At 63.7% G+C, this 16,707-nt stretch carries 17 protein-coding genes; 9 read left to right on the top strand and 8 right to left on the bottom strand.

What is annotated here, in order from left to right:
• The first annotated feature begins 110 nt into the window (after positions 1-110).
• Positions 111-434: a type II toxin-antitoxin system VapB family antitoxin gene (locus tag PCS43_RS17010; RefSeq protein ID WP_003944521.1), complete on the top strand. Its 324-nt coding sequence runs from the start codon at positions 111-113 to the stop codon at positions 432-434.
• Between the two features lie 3 nt (positions 435-437).
• On the opposite strand, the gene PCS43_RS17005 is transcribed toward PCS43_RS17010, so the two are convergent.
• Both PCS43_RS17005 and hemW read right to left on the bottom strand, forming a co-directional pair.
• Positions 438-1,058, bottom strand: coding sequence for a CG0192-related protein (locus tag PCS43_RS17005; protein ID WP_065352966.1), 621 nt, complete (start codon positions 1,056-1,058; stop codon positions 438-440).
• A gap of 35 nt (positions 1,059-1,093) precedes the next feature.
• Positions 1,094-2,320 (bottom strand): radical SAM family heme chaperone HemW, encoded by a 1,227-nt coding sequence (gene hemW / locus PCS43_RS17000; RefSeq protein WP_042450186.1) that lies wholly within the window; start codon positions 2,318-2,320, stop codon positions 1,094-1,096.
• A gap of 502 nt (positions 2,321-2,822) precedes the next feature.
• Between hemW and PCS43_RS16995 the strand changes: the two genes are divergently transcribed.
• The 7 genes from PCS43_RS16995 to PCS43_RS16965 all read left to right on the top strand — a co-directional run bounded on the left by PCS43_RS16995 (position 2,823) and on the right by PCS43_RS16965 (position 10,061).
• Positions 2,823-4,550: a nitrite/sulfite reductase gene (locus PCS43_RS16995; RefSeq protein ID WP_063316224.1), complete on the top strand. Its 1,728-nt coding sequence runs from the start codon at positions 2,823-2,825 to the stop codon at positions 4,548-4,550.
• Positions 4,547-5,260: a phosphoadenylyl-sulfate reductase gene (locus tag PCS43_RS16990; RefSeq protein ID WP_003944488.1), complete on the top strand. Its 714-nt coding sequence runs from the start codon at positions 4,547-4,549 to the stop codon at positions 5,258-5,260. Before PCS43_RS16995 ends, PCS43_RS16990 begins: the two co-directional genes overlap by 4 nt.
• Positions 5,257-6,192: a sulfate adenylyltransferase subunit CysD gene (gene cysD / locus PCS43_RS16985; RefSeq protein WP_007731054.1), complete on the top strand. Its 936-nt coding sequence runs from the start codon at positions 5,257-5,259 to the stop codon at positions 6,190-6,192. Before PCS43_RS16990 ends, cysD begins: the two co-directional genes overlap by 4 nt.
• On the top strand, positions 6,192-7,478 hold the full coding sequence (locus PCS43_RS16980) for a sulfate adenylyltransferase subunit 1 (protein ID WP_020969973.1): 1,287 nt from the start codon (positions 6,192-6,194) through the stop codon (positions 7,476-7,478). Before cysD ends, PCS43_RS16980 begins: the two co-directional genes overlap by 1 nt.
• A gap of 4 nt (positions 7,479-7,482) precedes the next feature.
• Positions 7,483-8,238 (top strand): sirohydrochlorin chelatase, encoded by a 756-nt coding sequence (locus tag PCS43_RS16975; RefSeq protein WP_007731050.1) that lies wholly within the window; start codon positions 7,483-7,485, stop codon positions 8,236-8,238.
• A 94-nt stretch (positions 8,239-8,332) separates the two neighbouring features.
• Entirely contained in the window at positions 8,333-9,109 is a 777-nt protein-coding gene (locus PCS43_RS16970; protein ID WP_042450193.1) for a DUF998 domain-containing protein, read from the top strand.
• 55 nt (positions 9,110-9,164) lie between these two features.
• The gene (locus PCS43_RS16965) at positions 9,165-10,061 is read left to right on the top strand and encodes a universal stress protein (RefSeq protein WP_003944544.1); all 897 of its coding nucleotides are present in this window, start codon (positions 9,165-9,167) and stop codon (positions 10,059-10,061) included.
• Between the two features lie 125 nt (positions 10,062-10,186).
• Here the strand turns inward: PCS43_RS16965 and PCS43_RS16960 are convergent, their stop codons facing one another.
• The 6 genes from PCS43_RS16960 to PCS43_RS16940 all read right to left on the bottom strand — a co-directional run bounded on the left by PCS43_RS16960 (position 10,187) and on the right by PCS43_RS16940 (position 14,539).
• Entirely contained in the window at positions 10,187-11,236 is a 1,050-nt protein-coding gene (locus tag PCS43_RS16960; RefSeq protein ID WP_063316225.1) for a sulfate/molybdate ABC transporter ATP-binding protein, read from the bottom strand.
• Entirely contained in the window at positions 11,233-12,039 is an 807-nt protein-coding gene (gene cysW, locus PCS43_RS16955) for a sulfate ABC transporter permease subunit CysW (protein WP_003944503.1), read from the bottom strand. The genes PCS43_RS16960 and cysW overlap by 4 nt, the downstream gene beginning before the upstream one ends.
• Positions 12,036-12,884: a sulfate ABC transporter permease subunit CysT gene (gene cysT / locus PCS43_RS16950; RefSeq protein WP_030536617.1), complete on the bottom strand. Its 849-nt coding sequence runs from the start codon at positions 12,882-12,884 to the stop codon at positions 12,036-12,038. The genes cysW and cysT overlap by 4 nt, the downstream gene beginning before the upstream one ends.
• Positions 12,885-12,891: 7 nt before the next feature.
• The gene (locus PCS43_RS16945) at positions 12,892-13,923 is read right to left on the bottom strand and encodes a sulfate ABC transporter substrate-binding protein (RefSeq protein WP_003944569.1); all 1,032 of its coding nucleotides are present in this window, start codon (positions 13,921-13,923) and stop codon (positions 12,892-12,894) included.
• Between the two features lie 196 nt (positions 13,924-14,119).
• Entirely contained in the window at positions 14,120-14,209 is a 90-nt protein-coding gene (locus PCS43_RS33350) for an Ms4533A family Cys-rich leader peptide (RefSeq protein WP_309599318.1), read from the bottom strand.
• Between the two features lie 123 nt (positions 14,210-14,332).
• Positions 14,333-14,539: a hypothetical protein gene (locus tag PCS43_RS16940; protein WP_003944489.1), complete on the bottom strand. Its 207-nt coding sequence runs from the start codon at positions 14,537-14,539 to the stop codon at positions 14,333-14,335.
• A gap of 82 nt (positions 14,540-14,621) precedes the next feature.
• On the opposite strand from PCS43_RS16940, the gene PCS43_RS16935 reads away from it, so the two are divergent.
• Positions 14,622-16,580, top strand: a complete 1,959-nt coding sequence (locus tag PCS43_RS16935; protein WP_003944557.1) for a glycoside hydrolase family 15 protein — start codon at positions 14,622-14,624, stop codon at positions 16,578-16,580.
• Positions 16,581-16,707 lie beyond the last annotated feature (127 nt).

Raw genomic sequence — 16,707 nt, 5'->3', positions numbered from 1 at the left:
ATCGGTTTCCACTGGCAGTCTAATCGCCCGAGCGCCAGAGACGGCTGTTGCCCTTACTGTGGAGTGAGATCGGCGAAAGGTCGATCGCACAACCATGGACAAGGCGGCACATGATCTTCAAAGGCGTGATGGACGGCAAACCGTATCCCGATCACGGACTGTCTCTACGCGACTGGTCGAAGTTCCCTCCACGTCAGGTTCGACTCGACGAGATCGTGACCACCACGAAGGTCCTCGAACTCGATCGCCTGCTGTCGGAGGACTCGACCTTCTACGGCGATCTGTTCCCGCACGCAGTGCAGTGGCGCGGCACTCTCTACCTCGAGGACGGTCTGCACCGAGCGGTTCGTTCGGCCCTGCGAAACCGCGTCGTGCTGCACGCGCGTGTCTTCGACTTCGACGCGATGCCCGGTGTCATCGAGGGAGTCCGCTGACGCTCAGGCGATAGTCACGAGCAACGCAGGTGTCGTTTGCCCCGGCCAGGTTCCGGTGAGCGTCTCCGAGTCCGAGACTCGATCTGCGTCGATCACTCTCGCCACAGTCAGTTCCAGGCTTCCCGCGCGGATGATCGTGTCGGTGCCGACTGTCGAGCAGGTCACGGATTCCACTGCCGGTACGGAAGCGTCGGCCGTACCGCTGCCTACTACGTGAGCCGTCACGGGGATGCGATCGGCGGTGTCCGCGAAGACCAGTTCGACTCCGGCCCCACCCGTCAGAATCGCGGTCGCCACCGCGCTGACGTAGACCGGATCACAGCATGCGTCGTACACCCACCGTTCGCCGAGTACCGAATGATCCATGGTCGCGATCAGCGCGGTCTCCGCCCCGTCCAGCGGAGCACCACGATAAGTGAGCGGGACCTGAAGAATTCGACCGTCGGCAGAGCGCATCAGGTGCGTCTCGATTCCGACCTCACCGTCCGGGTCGTCGAAACGATAGGCGTCGACGCGTTCGAGCGTCGAACAGTCGACCGACCCGAGCCACGGCTGCTTGGGCACCCACGCTCGGAGCAGGTCGTTCTTGGACGGATTCAGCTGCGCACGATGAATGATGGCCACCACGGCCACATTACGCGGCGAAGGATGGTTGCGCGTCAGGTCAGGATCGTGCGAATCACCGCATCGGCGAGCAGGCGACCACGGTCGGTGAGAACCACGTGATCGTTCTCGATCACGGCCAACCCGTCGACTACCACCTGTTCGGCCGAAAGACGTTCGGATGCAGACAGTTCCGACAACGGAAGTCCCGTACGCAACCGTGCGGTCAGCATGACTCGCTCCATGTGTTCGTCCTCGGCGGTCAGTTCTTCGCTGCCGCCGACGGGAAGTTCGCCGAGCGCCAACTGTTCCGCGTACCGCGCCGGGTGCTTGACGTTCCACCACCGCACTCCGCCGACGTGGCTGTGCGCGCCCGGACCGGCACCCCACCAGTCACCGCCGTCCCAGTAGCCGAGGTTGTGACGACACCGGGTGTCACCGGAGTCCGCGGTTTCCGCCTTTGCCCAGTTGGAGACCTCGTACCACCGCAAGCCTGCCTCGGACAGGCGTGAATCGATTCGTTCGTACCGCGAGGCCAGCACGTCGTCGTCCGGGGCGGGCAGCTCGCCGCGCCTGACCTTGCGAGCCATGGCGGTGCCGTCCTCGACGATCAACGCGTAGGCCGAGACGTGATCGACATCGGCGGAAAGGACCGCATCGAGTGAGGCGTCCAGGTCTTGATCGCGCTCCCCCGGGGTTCCATAGATCAAATCGAGATTCACGTGCGAAAAACCAGCTGCGCGAGCCTCTTTCGCGGCAGCGACGGCGCGACCGGGGGTGTGCGTGCGGTCGAGGATCTTCAGAACGTGCTGGGCGGCCGACTGCATGCCGAGGGAAATCCGGGTGAATCCAGCGCTGCGGAGAGCACCGAAGAACTCCGGCGACGTCGATTCGGGGTTCGATTCCGTGGTCACTTCGGCGCCGGACGCCAGGCCGAAGCTGCTCCGCACCGCCGACAGCACGTCGGACAATCCGTCACCACCGAGCAGCGACGGCGTTCCACCGCCCACGAACACGGTCTCCGCCGCCGGGGCGCCCGTCATCTCGGCCGCGAGATCGAGTTCGCGCCGCAGACCTTCCAACCACGATTGCGGCGAGGCGGAAGTTCCGAGCTCTCCGGCCGTGTAGGTGTTGAAATCGCAGTACCCACACCTGGTGGCACAGAACGGGACGTGGATGTAGATCCCGAACGGCCGTTTCCCGACACCCTCGAGCGATCGCGCGGGCAAGGCGAAGGGCGTCGCCTCGCTCTGTCGAGTGGGAGTCGTGCTGGTGGCATTCACGCCTCCAGTGTCCCAGCATCCGGAACGCACACCTATTCAGCCTGCGATGCAGGTCGGCGTACGGCTTGAACTCGATATTTCCCCCGTTTTTCGTGGAAATACGCACCCGAGTCGGAATTATCGAGTTGACGTGGCACAATGGTCTGCATGACCGGACTCGGAGTGCGACTTGTGGCGCGTCGCCATGTCGACTTCAAGCGTGTGTGCAGCTCGTCGTGTCTGCACCTGTGTAGCTGTTGATCTTTCACTGATCTTCCAGCCTTTCCCGCTCATCTCCATCTGCTTCACCGAAACACTCTCTGCAGAGAAATGCCTTTTCAGGGACGCAGCTTCTCCAGCTGTTCGTTTTCGTGAGCACACCTGCCGGCCGCGAGCTTTCCGAGACCGAGGACAGCCCCCTCGATTTCCGACACGGACCGGTGCGTCCCGATCAGACACCGCCACAGTTCATCGATAGTGCGTGCCGCGTGCCGATCAACCGCCCAGATCCAGGAGTTCATCGATGACGTCGACCACCGACGCCGCCACACCCGCCGATTCGGCAGCTGCCGAAGCCCGGCCTGCACGCGCTGCGCGTCCCGCCAAGCGTCGCGCCGAAGGTCAGTGGGCCCTCGGTTACCGCGAGCCTCTCAACGCCAACGAGCAGGCCAAGAAGGACGACAACCCGCTCAACGTTCGGGCCCGCATCGAGAACATCTACTCCAAGCAGGGCTTCGACAGCATCGACAAGGGCGACCTTCGCGGCCGCTTCCGCTGGTGGGGTCTCTACACCCAGCGCGAAGAAGGCTACGACGGCACCTTCACCGGCGACGAGAACATCGACCTGCTCGAGGCCAAGTACTTCATGATGCGCGTGCGTTGCGACGCCGGCGCTCTCAACGTCGAGCAGCTGCGCACCATCGCCGGCATCTCGAAGGAATTCGGCCGGAACACCGCCGACCTGTCCGACCGCGAAAACGTCCAGTTCCACTGGATCGAGGTCGAGAACGTTCCGGAGATCTGGAAGCGCCTCGAAGCCGTCGGACTCAAGACCACCGAAGCGTGCGGTGACTGCCCCCGCGTCGTCCTCGGTTCTCCCCTGGCCGGCGAATCGCTCGACGAGGTCCTCGATCCCACCCCGGCGATCGACGAGATCGTGCGCCGCTACATCGGCGACCCCAAGTACTCCAACCTGCCGCGCAAGTTCAAGACCGCTATCTCCGGTCAGCAGGATGTTGTTCACGAGATCAACGACATCGCCTTCATCGGCGTGAACCACCCCGAGCACGGCCCGGGCCTCGACCTCTGGGTCGGCGGCGGACTGTCCACCAACCCGATGCTGGCGCAGCGCGTCGGCGCCTGGATTCCGCTCGACGAGGTCCCCGATGTCTGGGAGGGCGTCGTCTCGATCTTCCGTGACTACGGCTACCGCCGTCTGCGCGCGAAGGCCAGGCTCAAGTTCCTCGTCAAGGACTGGGGTATCGAGAAGTTCCGCGAGGTTCTCGAGACCGAGTACCTGAAGCGTCCGCTCATCGACGGCCCCGCGCCCGAGAAGCCCAAGCGCCCGATCGATCACGTCGGTATCCAGAAGACCCGCAACGGCCACAACGCAGTCGGTTTCGCTCCGATCGCCGGCCGCGTCTCGGGAGACATCCTGGCTCAGGTCGCCGACGCCGCCGAGAAGGCAGGCAGCGACCGGATCCGCTTCACTCCGTACCAGAAGCTGATCATCCTCGACGTCGCCGACGAGACGCTCGAGCCGCTCATCGCCGATCTCGACGCGCTGGGTCTTCCCGCCCGTCCGTCGCACTGGCGCAAGAACCTGATGGCCTGCTCCGGCATCGAGTTCTGCAAGCTCTCGTTCGCCGAGACCCGCAAGCGTTCGCAGGTGCTCGTGCCCGAACTCGAACAGCGTCTTGCCGACATCAACAGCCAGCTCGACGTGCCGATCACCATCAACATCAACGGTTGCCCCAACTCCTGCGCTCGCTCGCAGATCGCCGACATCGGCTTCAAGGGCCAACTCGTCGACGACGGTGAGGGGAATCAAGTCGAGGGTTTCCAGGTTCATCTGGGAGGCAGCCTCGGATTCGACAGCGCCTTCGGACGCAAGCTGCGCCAGCACAAGGTCACCAGCGTCGAGATGGGTGACTACATCGACCGCGTCGTACGTCAGTTCGTCAAGAACCGCAACGAAGGTGAACGGTTCGCCGAATGGGCAGTGCGCGCAGACGAAGGAGATTTGCGATGACAGTGGACATTTCGCGAGCAACTGCCGACGAGCTTCGGTCCATCGCCGAACGCGGTGCAGTAGAACTCGACGGAGCCGGCGCGCAGGAACTGTTGCAGTGGACCGAGGACACGTTCGGTGACTCGTACATCGTGGCGTCGAACATGCAGGACGGGGTGTTGGTTCACCTTGCCGCACAGGTGCATCCGGGCGTCGACGTACTCTTCCTCGACACCGGCTACCACTTCCCCGAAACCATCGGCACGCGTGACGCGGTCGAGCAGGTGTACGGCGTCAACGTCATCAACGCTCGTGCGCTGGCAAGCGTCGCCGAGCAGGATGTCGCCGAGGGCAAGGATCTGTTCGCCCGTGATCCCAACCGCTGCTGCGCACTACGCAAAGTCGCGCCGCTCAAGCAGACACTGTCCGGGTACAGCGCGTGGGTGACCGGCATCCGCCGCGTCGAAGCGCCCACCCGCGCCAACGCTCCCCTGATCTCCTTCGACGAAGCCTTCGGACTCGTGAAGATCAACCCGATCGCTCCCTGGTCGGACGAGGAGATGCAGAACTACATCGACACCAATTCCATCCTCGTCAATCCCCTTGTCGACGAGGGATATCCGTCCATCGGCTGCGCACCCTGCACCAGCAAGCCAGCCCCCGGCAGCGATCCGCGTAGCGGTCGTTGGGCCGGTGCCTCCAAGACAGAATGCGGGTTGCACGCATCATGACAGTTGACTTGACACCTTCACGGCCTCAGCTCGACGGCACACAGTTCGATACTCTCGACGCCCTCGAGTCCGAAGCGATCCACATCTTCCGAGAGGTGGCCGGCGAATTCGAACGCCCGGTCATTCTCTTCTCGGGCGGTAAGGACTCCACCGTGCTGCTGCACCTGGCGATCAAGGCCTTCTGGCCTGCGCCGTTGCCGTTCACCCTGCTGCATGTCGACACCGGCCACAACCTGCAGGAAGTCCTCGACTTCCGCGACCACGTGGTGGCCAAGTACAACCTGCGCCTGCACGTGGCCAGCGTCGAGGAGTACATCGCGGACGGTCGCCTCACCGAGCGCCCCGACGGTATCCGCAACCCGCTGCAGACCGTGCCGTTGCTGGACGCGATCTCCGAGAACCGCTTCGACGCCGTATTCGGTGGCGCTCGCCGCGACGAGGAGCGGGCCCGCGCCAAGGAGCGGATCTTCTCGCTGCGCAACGCTTTCGGTCAGTGGGACCCCAAGAAGCAGCGCCCGGAACTGTGGAACCTCTACAACGGTCGCCACTCCCCCGGCGAGCAGGTGCGCGTCTTCCCGCTCAGCAACTTCACCGAGCTGGACATCTGGCGTTACATCGCCCGCGACAACGTCGAACTCGCCAGCATCTACTACGCCCACCAGCGTCCGGTGTACCAGCGCGACGGCATGTGGATGACGCCCGGCGTCTGGGGTGGACCGGCTGACGGCGAAGAGCTGCAGACCCTTTCGGTGCGTTACCGCACCGTCGGCGACGGTTCGACCACCGGCGCAGTCCTCTCCGATGCCGCTGACAACGAGGCCATCCTGGCCGAGGTTGCGGCATCACGTTTGACCGAGCGCGGCGCGACCCGTGGCGACGACCGAGTTTCCGAAGCGGCCATGGAAGACCGCAAGCGAGAGGGCTACTTCTGATGAGCGATCTGCTCAGACTGGCAACTGCCGGCAGCGTCGACGACGGAAAGTCCACCCTCGTGGGCCGTCTGTTGTACGACACGAAATCCGTTCTCGCCGACCAGATCGACGCCGTGACCCGTGCGTCGGTGGACCGCGGTCTCGACACCCCTGACCTCTCGCTCCTGGTGGACGGACTGCGCGCCGAGCGTGAGCAGGGCATCACCATCGACGTGGCGTACCGCTACTTCGCGACCCCCAAGCGCACCTTCGTGCTCGCCGATACACCGGGCCACGTGCAGTACACCCGCAACACGGTCTCCGGTGCCTCGACGGCTCAGCTCGTGATCCTGCTGGTCGATGCTCGCAAGGGCGTCATCGCGCAGACTCGCAGGCACGCAGCGGTTCTCGCGTTGCTCGGTGTCCCGAAGCTCGTTCTCGCCGTGAACAAGATCGACCTCGTCGAGAACCCCGAAGAGGTCTTCACCTCGATCTCCGCCGAGTTCAACGAACTCACCAGCTCACTTGGCTGGGCAAGCGAAGACGTCGTCGAGATCCCGGTGTCGGCACTGCACGGTGACAACGTCGCCATCCGCTCCGACAAGACCCCGTACTACACCGGCCCCACACTGATCGAGCACCTCGAGTCGATTCCGGTCGACGCCGAGCCACATCGCGTCGGTCTGCGTTTCCCGGTGCAGTACGTGATCCGCCCCCGCACCGCAGAGTTCCTCGACTACCGCGGCTACGCCGGTCAGGTCGCTGCCGGTTCCGTCGTGCCCGGCGACGAAGTGGTGATCCTGCCCTCGGGTACGCGCACCACCGTCACACGTATCGACACGGCCGACGGCGAACTGGACGTCGCCCACGCCGGACGCAGCGTCACGCTGATCCTGGCCGACGACGTCGACGTCTCTCGCGGCGACACCATCGCATCGCCGTCCGACGCACCCGAGCCGATCGGCGAATTCGACGCCACTGTCTGCTGGCTGGCCGAGAAGTCGCTGCGCCCCGGTGCACGTCTGCTGCTCAAGCACGGCACGCGAACGACGCAGGCCATCGTGGGCAGCTTGGTGGAACGCTTCAACGAGCAGGACCTCACCACGGATCAGGGCCCGGACACTCTCGAGCTCAACGAGATCGGCAAGATCTCCATCCGGGTGGCCGAGCCGATCGTGGCTGACGACTACGCCGTCAACCGCCACACCGGCAGCTTCCTGCTGATCGATCCCGCTGGTGGAAACACTCTCGCAGCCGGCCTGGTGGGCGACGTCATTTCCGCTGTCGAATTGGGCGAGCGCGTCTAAGTCGATGGTTCCGCTCATCGCTGTTGCGCACGGCAGCCGTGACCCCCGTTCTGCTCGGGTGATCGCGGCTGCTGTGGCAGCTCTTCGTGAAGTCCGGCCAGACCTCGATGTCCGGCTGGCGTTCCTCGACCTCAATGCACCGTCCATCGATCAGGTCCTGGACGGAGTTGCACACGACGGCCACACTCACGCCGTTGTTGTTCCGATGCTGCTGGGCAATGCCTTCCACGCCCGGGTAGATCTGCCCGGACTCTTGGCCGCTGCCGCGACACGCCACCCCCAGTTGACCGTGTTCCAAGCAGACGTGCTGGGTCGCGATGCTCGGCTGATCGAGGCAGTACGCGAGCGAATTCTCGAAGCGGGTGCCCGCCCGGACGATCCGTCGGTCGGTGTCGCTCTTGCGGCAGTCGGCTCGTCCGACGCGCGCGCCAATGCCGCGACCGCAGAATTGGCGTCCACTCTCCTCGGCGGAACCAACTGGTCGGGCGTTCGAATCTGTTTCGCGACATCCGCGGAACCGACAGTTGCCCAGGCGATCTCCGCACTCGAGCAGGACGGCGCCGAACGTGTTGTCGTCGCACCGTGGTTCTTGGCTCCCGGCCTACTGACCGATCGACTCAGCGCTGCCGCAGCAACTGCATGTCCGCGCGCGCGTTTCGCCGACACGATCGGTGGGCACTCTCTACTGATCGAAACGATGATCGACCGTTACCGACAAGTCGCTGATGCACTACCCGACCGTCTGGTCCGCTCCGCCTGATCCGGTTTCACAGGCCGTTATCAGATTGTTACCGTAGTGTTGGATCTGTCCAGCTCGCGAAGGTACCTCCTTCGCCTGCGAAACAGATCTTTGGGTGCAATCCCCTCAGAGCGCCGCGAGAGGGAACACCATCACTCACAATCTTCGCCTCGGCACAGCCGGCATCGCATGGGTCCTGTCGGTGCTCTACCTGCTTGTCGAAATCTTCACAGCCGGAGCATGGAAGACGCCGTACAGCTTCGCGCGCGACTCCATCAGTTCGCTGGGCGTGACGACATGCAGCGTGGATTCGTGTTCGCCGATGCACGACGTGATGAACGCGGCCTTCATGATCCTCGGTGCGCTCACCATCCTCGGTGCAGCCTTGCTGCACAAGTACATTCCGGACGGTCGTGCGAAGAAGTGGATTCTCGGTCTTGCCGTCGTCGTTGCATTGAGCACCGCGGCCACCGGCCTCTTCCCGGCGAACGACGGGACCTTCGTTCATTGGACCGCCGTACTTCCCGGCTTCGTCGCACGTCATGCCGTTCTCGTCCTCATGGCAATTCAATTCTGGAAGCACAGCAAATGGATCGCAGTGTGGTCAGGGCTGTGCGCGGCTACCGGAATCGTCGGTGCCGTACTGCTTCTCGGACGAACCCTCACTTTCGGCCTTGGTGAACGCCTGACGCTGTACCCGCTGCCTATGTGGATGGCCGTCACCGGCGTCGCAGCCCTGCTTGCGTTGATGCGCCGAACCGTGTTGAAGAACGTGGAACTGACACTGTCCGGTAACGGATTCATCACCGCTCTGTTGTCGTTGCGCCCGCGTCGATCTCGCGCGGCTGTGCCTACCGACGTTCTCGCACCGCGGAAGCTGACGAGTTTGTAGCGAACCCGGGGTGACCAGGGACACACTGGTAGGGAGGCGACGCGAGGAGACTTCCATGACCAGTGCATCTGTTCGACACGGAATCGTGGCCGGTATCGACGGCTCGGCAAGCGCGGTCAACGCCGCGAGGTGGGCAGCTTCGGCTGCAAAGAGATTCGACGAACCACTTCGCCTGACCCACGTGCTGCCAGGACAACCCGAGTCCGGTGGCGGTACCAACGTCACCGACGAAGAGATGTTCGACCACCACCTTCGCGTCGAGGGTGCAAAACTGCTCGACGAGGCCGAGGACGCCATCCGCGATGATCACACCGACGTCACCGTCGAACGTGGCCTCGTGACCGGTACTCCCGCAACCACACTCGTCGAACTCTCGAAGTCGGCTCGCATCGTTGCACTGGGTCAGGCCGGCACCAGCGAAATGCAGTCCGTGTTTCTCGGATCCGACACCATTCGGGTGGTCAACCGCGCGCACTGTCCCGTGGCCGTATTCCGCGGTACGGGTGATCACGCGATGGCCGACACCAGGCCCATCGTCGTCGGCGTCGACGGGAGCAAGCTCAGCGAACTCGCCGTCGCGCATGCCTTCGAATTTGCCGCGTTCCTCGGCGCACCTTTGGTTGCGGTCCACACGTGGAACGAGCACGCCTCGCTGGGCGGGTATTCCGAAGCCAGGCGCTTCGTCGACTGGGGACCGTACGAACAGCATGAGCACGCCCTGCTGTCCGAGTGCCTCGCCGGCTGGACGGAGAAGTACCCCGATGTCGAAGTCACCCGCAGTGTCCAGCGCAGCGGGCCGATGAAGGCACTGCTCGAGCACTCGGCGGAAGCGCAACTCGTAGTCGTCGGTAGCCACGGCCGCAGCCCGTTCATGGCGTCGATAGTCGGATCGACCAGTCAGAGCCTCATCCACCACGCCCAATGCCCGGTCCTCGTCTGCCGAGAGGGCTGAACTCGTCTCGCTGTTGCCCGACCACCTGCTCTGAGCGAACGGCACTTTCGGCGCCATCAGGAGGCCGAAAGTGCCGTTCGCTCAAACAGGAGTGGGGGTGAAACAGGTCGAACAGGGCGAGCGGGTCACACCTGGCCGACCACGCTCACCGTGACCGGCTCCTGCACCGGCGTCGACACCGGGGTCTCCGGCAGATCCGGCACCCGGGTAGCCCGCGCGTACACCGTCTCCCCCGCCTCGAGGTGCAGCGCTGCACTGTCACCGCGCGTGACCTGAGCCGAGAAGAGCTCGCCGGTTGCCTCGTTGCGCAGGTCCACTCGAACCTCGAAGCCGAGGTACACGACGCGCTCGACGGTTGCGCGTGTGACGCCGAGCGACTCGGCCGTTCCGGATTCCTGCGCGAGAGCCATGCTCGGATCGCGGCCGAGGCGGATGTCGTGCGGACGGACCAACTGCCCGTTGAGCTTCGCGACGGATCCGAGGAAGGACATCACGAAGTCGTTGGACGGGCGGTCGTACAGGTCGGCAGGTTCACCGATCTGCTCGATCCGCCCCTTGTTCAGCACCGCGATGCGGTCGGCGACGTCGAGAGCCTCTTCCTGGTCGTGGGTGACCAGGACGGTGGTGACATGCACCTCGTCGTGCAGGCGACGCAACCACGTGCGCAGGTCGGCACGCACCTTCGCGTCGAGCGCGCCGAAGGGCTCGTCGAGCAGGAGCACCTGCGGATCCACAGCCAGAGCGCGTGCCAACGCCATGCGCTGACGCTGACCGCCGGAGAGCTGCGCGGGGTACCGATGCTGAAACCCGTCGAGGCCGACGATCTCGAGAAGTTCGTTGACCTTCTTCTCGATCTCCGGCTTCGGGCGCTTGCGGATCTTGAGCCCGAACGCCACGTTGTCTCGCACCGTCATGTGCTTGAACGCCGCGTAGTGCTGGAACACGAAACCGATGTCACGCTTCTGCGGCGAGACGCCGGTGACGTCCTTGCCTGCGATGGTGATGGTTCCCGAATCGAGTTCTTCGAGCCCTGCGATCGAACGCAGCAACGTCGACTTTCCCGAGCCACTGGGCCCGAGCAATGCCGTCAACGAACCCGAGGGAATGTTGACCGTCACGTCGTCGAGCGCCGCGAAATCACCGTAGTTCTTGCGGGCCCCGGTCACTGTGATCATGTGGTGCTCCTCTTACGGTCCAGCAGCGTCATCAGCAACAGGACAATGATGGCGATGCCCATCAGCAGCGTTGCCGCCGAATACGCACCAAAGGTGTTGTGGTCGTCGATGTATCGCGAGTGCACCAGCAATGTCAGTGTCTGGGATACCCCCGGGAAGCCGGAAGAGACCATGATGACTGCGCCGAATTCACCGAGCGAACGCGCCACCGTCAACACGATTCCGTACGTCAGGCCCCAACGGATCGCGGGCAAGGTGATCCGCCAGAACGTCTGCCAGCCCGAGGCACCGAGCGTCGCGGCTGCTTGTTCCTGCTCGTCGCCGATCTCGTGAAGTACGGGTTCGACTTCCCGGACGACGAAGGGCAGCGTCACGAAAATCGTCGCGATCACCATGCCTGGCAACCCGAAGATGACTTTGAACCCCAACGATTCGATGCCGCCGAACCAACCGTTGGCACCCCACAGGAGAATCAACGACACACCGACGACGACGGGCGAGACCGCGAAGGGCAGGTCGACCACCGACTGCAGAACTCCGCGGCCCGGGAACCGACCACGCACGAGTGCCAGAGCGGTGACCACACCGAACACGACGTTGATCGGGACCACGATCGCCACGATGATCAGCGAAAGATTCAGCGCGGAGATCGCTGCCGGTGTCGTGATCGATTCGAGAAACGGGCCGATTCCGTTCTCGAACGTTCGAGTCAGGATCACACCGATCGGCACGACCAGCAACACGAACAGGTAGACGAGAGCGATGGTCCGCAGACCGATCTTCGATCCTCTGGACACGTTCATCGGGAACTCTCCTCACGTCGCTGTCCCCGCGATGCGAAGATTCGCAGGACGAACAGCGTCACGAATGCGATGGCCAGCAACGCTACCGAGACGGCAGCGGCGTTGGTCGGACGATCGATCTCGATCTGCTGCTGAATGTACTGCGACGTCATCTGTGTCACGCGTGGGATGTTGCCGCCGATCAGAACGACCGAGCCGTATTCACCGATCGCTCTGGCGAACGCGAGGCCCGCACCGGAGATGACGGCAGGCGCCAACGTCGGGAGAACAACCGAGCGAAAGATCGTCCAGTTGGAAGCTCCCAACGACGCAGCGGCCTCCTCGACTTCGCGGTCGACCTCCATCAGCACCGGCTGCACGGAACGGACGACGAACGGCAAGGTCACGAAGGCCAATGCCACGATCAGTCCGGGCTGGGTTGCATTGAGATGGATGTCGATCGGTGACTGCGGGCCGTAGAGGGACAGCAGCACGATCGATGCCACGATGGTCGGTAGCGCGAACGGCAGATCGATCATCGAGTTGACGATGCGCTTGCCCGGGAAGTCGTCCCGGACCAGCACCCACGCGATGATCGTGCCCATCACGACGTTGATCAGCGCCACGATCACCGAGACCAACAACGTCACGCGCAACGACGCCAAGGCGACGGGTGCGGTGACGGCGTCCCAGAATCCGGAGATCCCCTCGTCGAACGCGGTGGCGGTCAACGCGGCGAGCGGAAGCAGAACGATCACGGAGAGCCACAGGGTGGCCACTCCGATTCCGAGCGGCCCCACACTCCCTGTCACCCGCGCGAGTTTTCGCCGACGAGCCACGGGGGTGGGGTCAATAGTGTCAGTCACGTCAGTCTTACTTGGTCGCGTTGTCGTAGATCACTGCGATCGAACCGGTGTCCTTGGTGAACAGAGCACTGTCCACGGCCTTCCAGCCGCCGAGGTCTGCAATGGTCCACAGCTTGGTCGGCTCGGGGAACTTGTCGGTGAACTTGGCAGCGACGGCGGGATCCACGGGACGGAATCCTGCTTCGGCCCAGAGCGTCTGACCCTCGGTCGTGTACAGGTAGTCCTTGAACGCGGTCGCCTTGTCGAGGACCTTGCTGTTCGAGATCACGGCAACGGGGTTCTCGATCTTGAAGGTCGTGGGCGGGGTGACGTGCTCGACCGGGTCGCCGTTGCCTTCGATGAACAGTGCCTCGTTCTCGTAACTGATCAGAACGTCACCGCTACCCTGCAGGAAGGCTTCCGAAGCCTCGCGTCCCGACTTGGGCTGGATCTTGACGTGGTCGTTGACCAAGGCGGTGACGTAGTCGAGACCCGCCTGCGGGTTCTTGCCACCGTCGCTCTTCGCGGCGTACGGCGCCAAGAGGTTCCACTTGGCCGAGCCGGAGCTGAACGGGTTCGGCGTGACGACCTCGAGGCCGGGCTGAAGCAGGTCGTCCCAGTCTTTGATGCCCTTCGGGTTGCCCGGACGCGTCACGATGGTGACTACCGATCCGAACGGAATTCCGTTGTAGGCGTCCTGGTTCCAGTTCTGATCTACCAGACCGGCATCGACCAGACGGGTGATGTCGGGCTCGACGGAGAAGTTGACGAAGTCTGCCTCGGCACCGTCCTTCACCTTGCGCGACTGGTCGCCCGAGGCGCCGTAGGAAGGATTGAAGTTGACGTTCTTGCCCTCGTCGGTCGCCTGGAAGGCTGCGGTGAGCTTGTCGAAGCCAGGCTTCGGCACGGCGTAGGCGAACAGGTTGATCGTGCCGGCGCTACCGTCGCTGGCGGCGCTGTCACCACCCACGGTGTCGCTCGAGCCACCACTGCACGCTGTGAGTACCACGGCCCCCATGGTCGCGATAGCAGTGAGAAGTGTGCGGGAACGGCGTTTCATTGCAGATACCTTCCTGAAAGGACTGACAAACGAGGGTTGGTCAAACGACAAGTCCGAGACCTCTGGGGCTGATTCCATCGGGATGTTCAGACATGGAGAGCCGACGGGCGATGAGCCCTGAATCGGGGGCGCGAGTTACGCGCAGAGAAGTTCGAGTGGGGTGCGCAGCACCACCGGAGAGGTCGAACTCAGGAAATCAACAACAGGCGACGTCAGCGACGTCGAGCATGCCGACAGCAATCAACGCCAACTGGTGGCGGATTACGGGAGCTGTTGCTTCGGACACGCGGTGGACTTTAGCAGAGCACCGGCGCCCGCTCTAATCGGGAGAACTAACGGGTGAGAAGCCACGCGACGATCACGAGGAGAATCAGGGCTATCAGGGCGAGAGTGACCCGTGAGCGGGGCATCAGCTTTCCTCTACTTCTCGAGAATTCCTACGCAACCAGCCGAAGAGCGGCAGAGCGAGAACGGCGGCCAACGCGCGATCCAGACCGATGGCCACCAGGCGGCACAGCGGAACGACGACGATCAGGACCAACGCGACCTGCGGGATGAACGGGAGCCCCGCCATCCACAGCTCGAAGCTGTCCCACCAATCCGCTATCCGATCCACGCCAACACCCTATCCTTCGGACGATACGGTCCCGACAGCGTGTGGATTGGACGTGTGCCGATTCTGGCCGGATGATGGCCGAATGAGTGCTGACGACGAAGTGGTGCAGACGATTCCTCCCGCCTCCACGGGTCACCATCGAAGCAACTTTCCCCCGATCGACGACTATGCGTTTCTTTCCGATTGCGAAACCTCGTGCCTGATTGCCCGTAACGGATCTGTCGAGTGGATGTGCGTTCCCCGCCCGGACTCCCCCAGCGTGTTCGGTGCCATCCTCGACCGCAGTGCGGGCCATTTCCGTATCGGCCCGTACGGCCAGAACGTGCCGGCCGCTCGGCGCTATCTGCCGGGTGGACTCATTCTCGAAACGACCTGGCAGACCGAGACCGGCTGGCTCGTCGTCCGCGACGCCCTGGTTCTCGGTCCCTGGCACAACGTCGACAAGCGATCGAACACGCACAAGCGCACACCGACCGACTGGGATGCCGAACACACTCTTCTCCGTACGGTCAAATGCGTCAGCGGCACCGTCGAACTCGAGATGAGCTGTGAGCCGGCGTTCGACTATCACCGTGGCACGGCGAATTGGGAGTACACCGGAAAGGTCTACGAGGAAGCAACGGCAACGTGTCGCTCCGCCAAGCCCGGCGACCATCCCACTCTGCGCTTGACCACCGACCTACGACTGGGTCTGGAAGGTCGTGAAGCACGAGCGCGGACGCGACTGGTCGAAGGCGACAACGTGTACGTCGCGCTCTCGTGGTCGGATCTTCCCGCGCCGCAGACGTTCGACGAGGCCGCCGACAAGATGTGGCAGACGTCCAAGTCGTGGCGTGAGTGGGTGACGATCGGCAAGTTCCCCGATCACCCGTGGCGCGGATACCTACAGCGCAGTGCGCTCACACTCAAGGGGCTCACCTACGCACCGACCGGAGCCCTGCTTGCGGCTTCGACGACCTCGCTACCGGAAACACCAGGCGGAGAACGCAACTGGGACTACCGCTACGCGTGGGTTCGCGATTCCACCTTCGCACTGTGGGGCCTCTACACGCTCGGGTTGGACCGTGAGGCCAACGACTTCTTCAACTTCATCTACGACGTGTCGAGTTCGGACAACGGTCAGCCGCATCCCTTGCAGGTGATGTACGGCATCGGCGGCGAGCGCACGCTCGAGGAATCCGAACTAAACCATCTGTCCGGCTACGACGGCGCCCGTCCGGTGCGTATCGGCAACGGGGCGTTCGATCAACAGCAGCACGACATCTGGGGCACCATGCTCGACTCGGTGTACCTCCACATCCGTACCCGCGAGCGTGTCCCCGAAGCGCTGTGGCCGCTGCTCAAGAAGCAGGTCGAGGAAGCGATCAAGCACTGGCGTCAACCCGACCGCGGGATCTGGGAGGTGCGCGGTGAACCGCAGCACTTCACGTCGTCGAAGATCATGTGCTGGGTCGCTCTCGATCGCGGCGCCAAGCTGGCGGAGATGCAGGGCGAGAAGAGCTTTGCGCAGCAATGGACGGCCATCGCGGACGAGATCAAGGCCGACATCCTCGCGCACGGAGTCGACTCGCGTGGAGTTCTGACGCAGCGGTACGGCCACGATTCACTCGACGCGTCGCTCTTGTTGGCACCGCTGCTGCGATTCCTGCCGGCCGACGATCCGCGCATCCGGGCGACGGTGCTGGCGATCGCCGACGAGCTCACCGAGGAGGGGTTGGTCCTGCGCTATCGCGTCGACACCACCGACGACGGATTGAGCGGAGAAGAGGGCACGTTCACCATCTGCTCCTTCTGGCTCGTCTCCGCCCTCGTCGAGATCGGCGAACTGGATCGGGCAAAGCATCTCTGCGAGCGTCTGCTCGGGTTCGCGAGCCCGCTCAAGCTGTACGCGGAGGAGATCGACGCGCACACCGGTCGCCATCTGGGTAACTTCCCGCAGGCGTTCACACACCTGGCGCTGATCAACGCCGTGGTCCACGTGATCCGCGCCGAGGAAGCTGCCGAAGCCGGAGCTTTCCAGCCCGCGCACAACGCGACCTAGACCCGCTGCTGTGGGCCGGTATTTAACCCCCCCCGGTAATAAAAGGGCACCGCAGGGGGATGCGGGCCCCGCGGCGGGCGGCGGCGGGTGGGAGTAGGGGGGGGTGAGAAGCGGCAGCGGCGACCGG

The sequence above is a fragment of the Rhodococcus sp. C-2 genome, assembly GCF_027854095.1.
Taxonomy (GTDB): Bacteria; Actinomycetota; Actinomycetes; order Mycobacteriales; family Mycobacteriaceae; genus Rhodococcus_F; species Rhodococcus_F qingshengii.
This window is presented reverse-complemented; position numbering and strand designations above follow the sequence as displayed.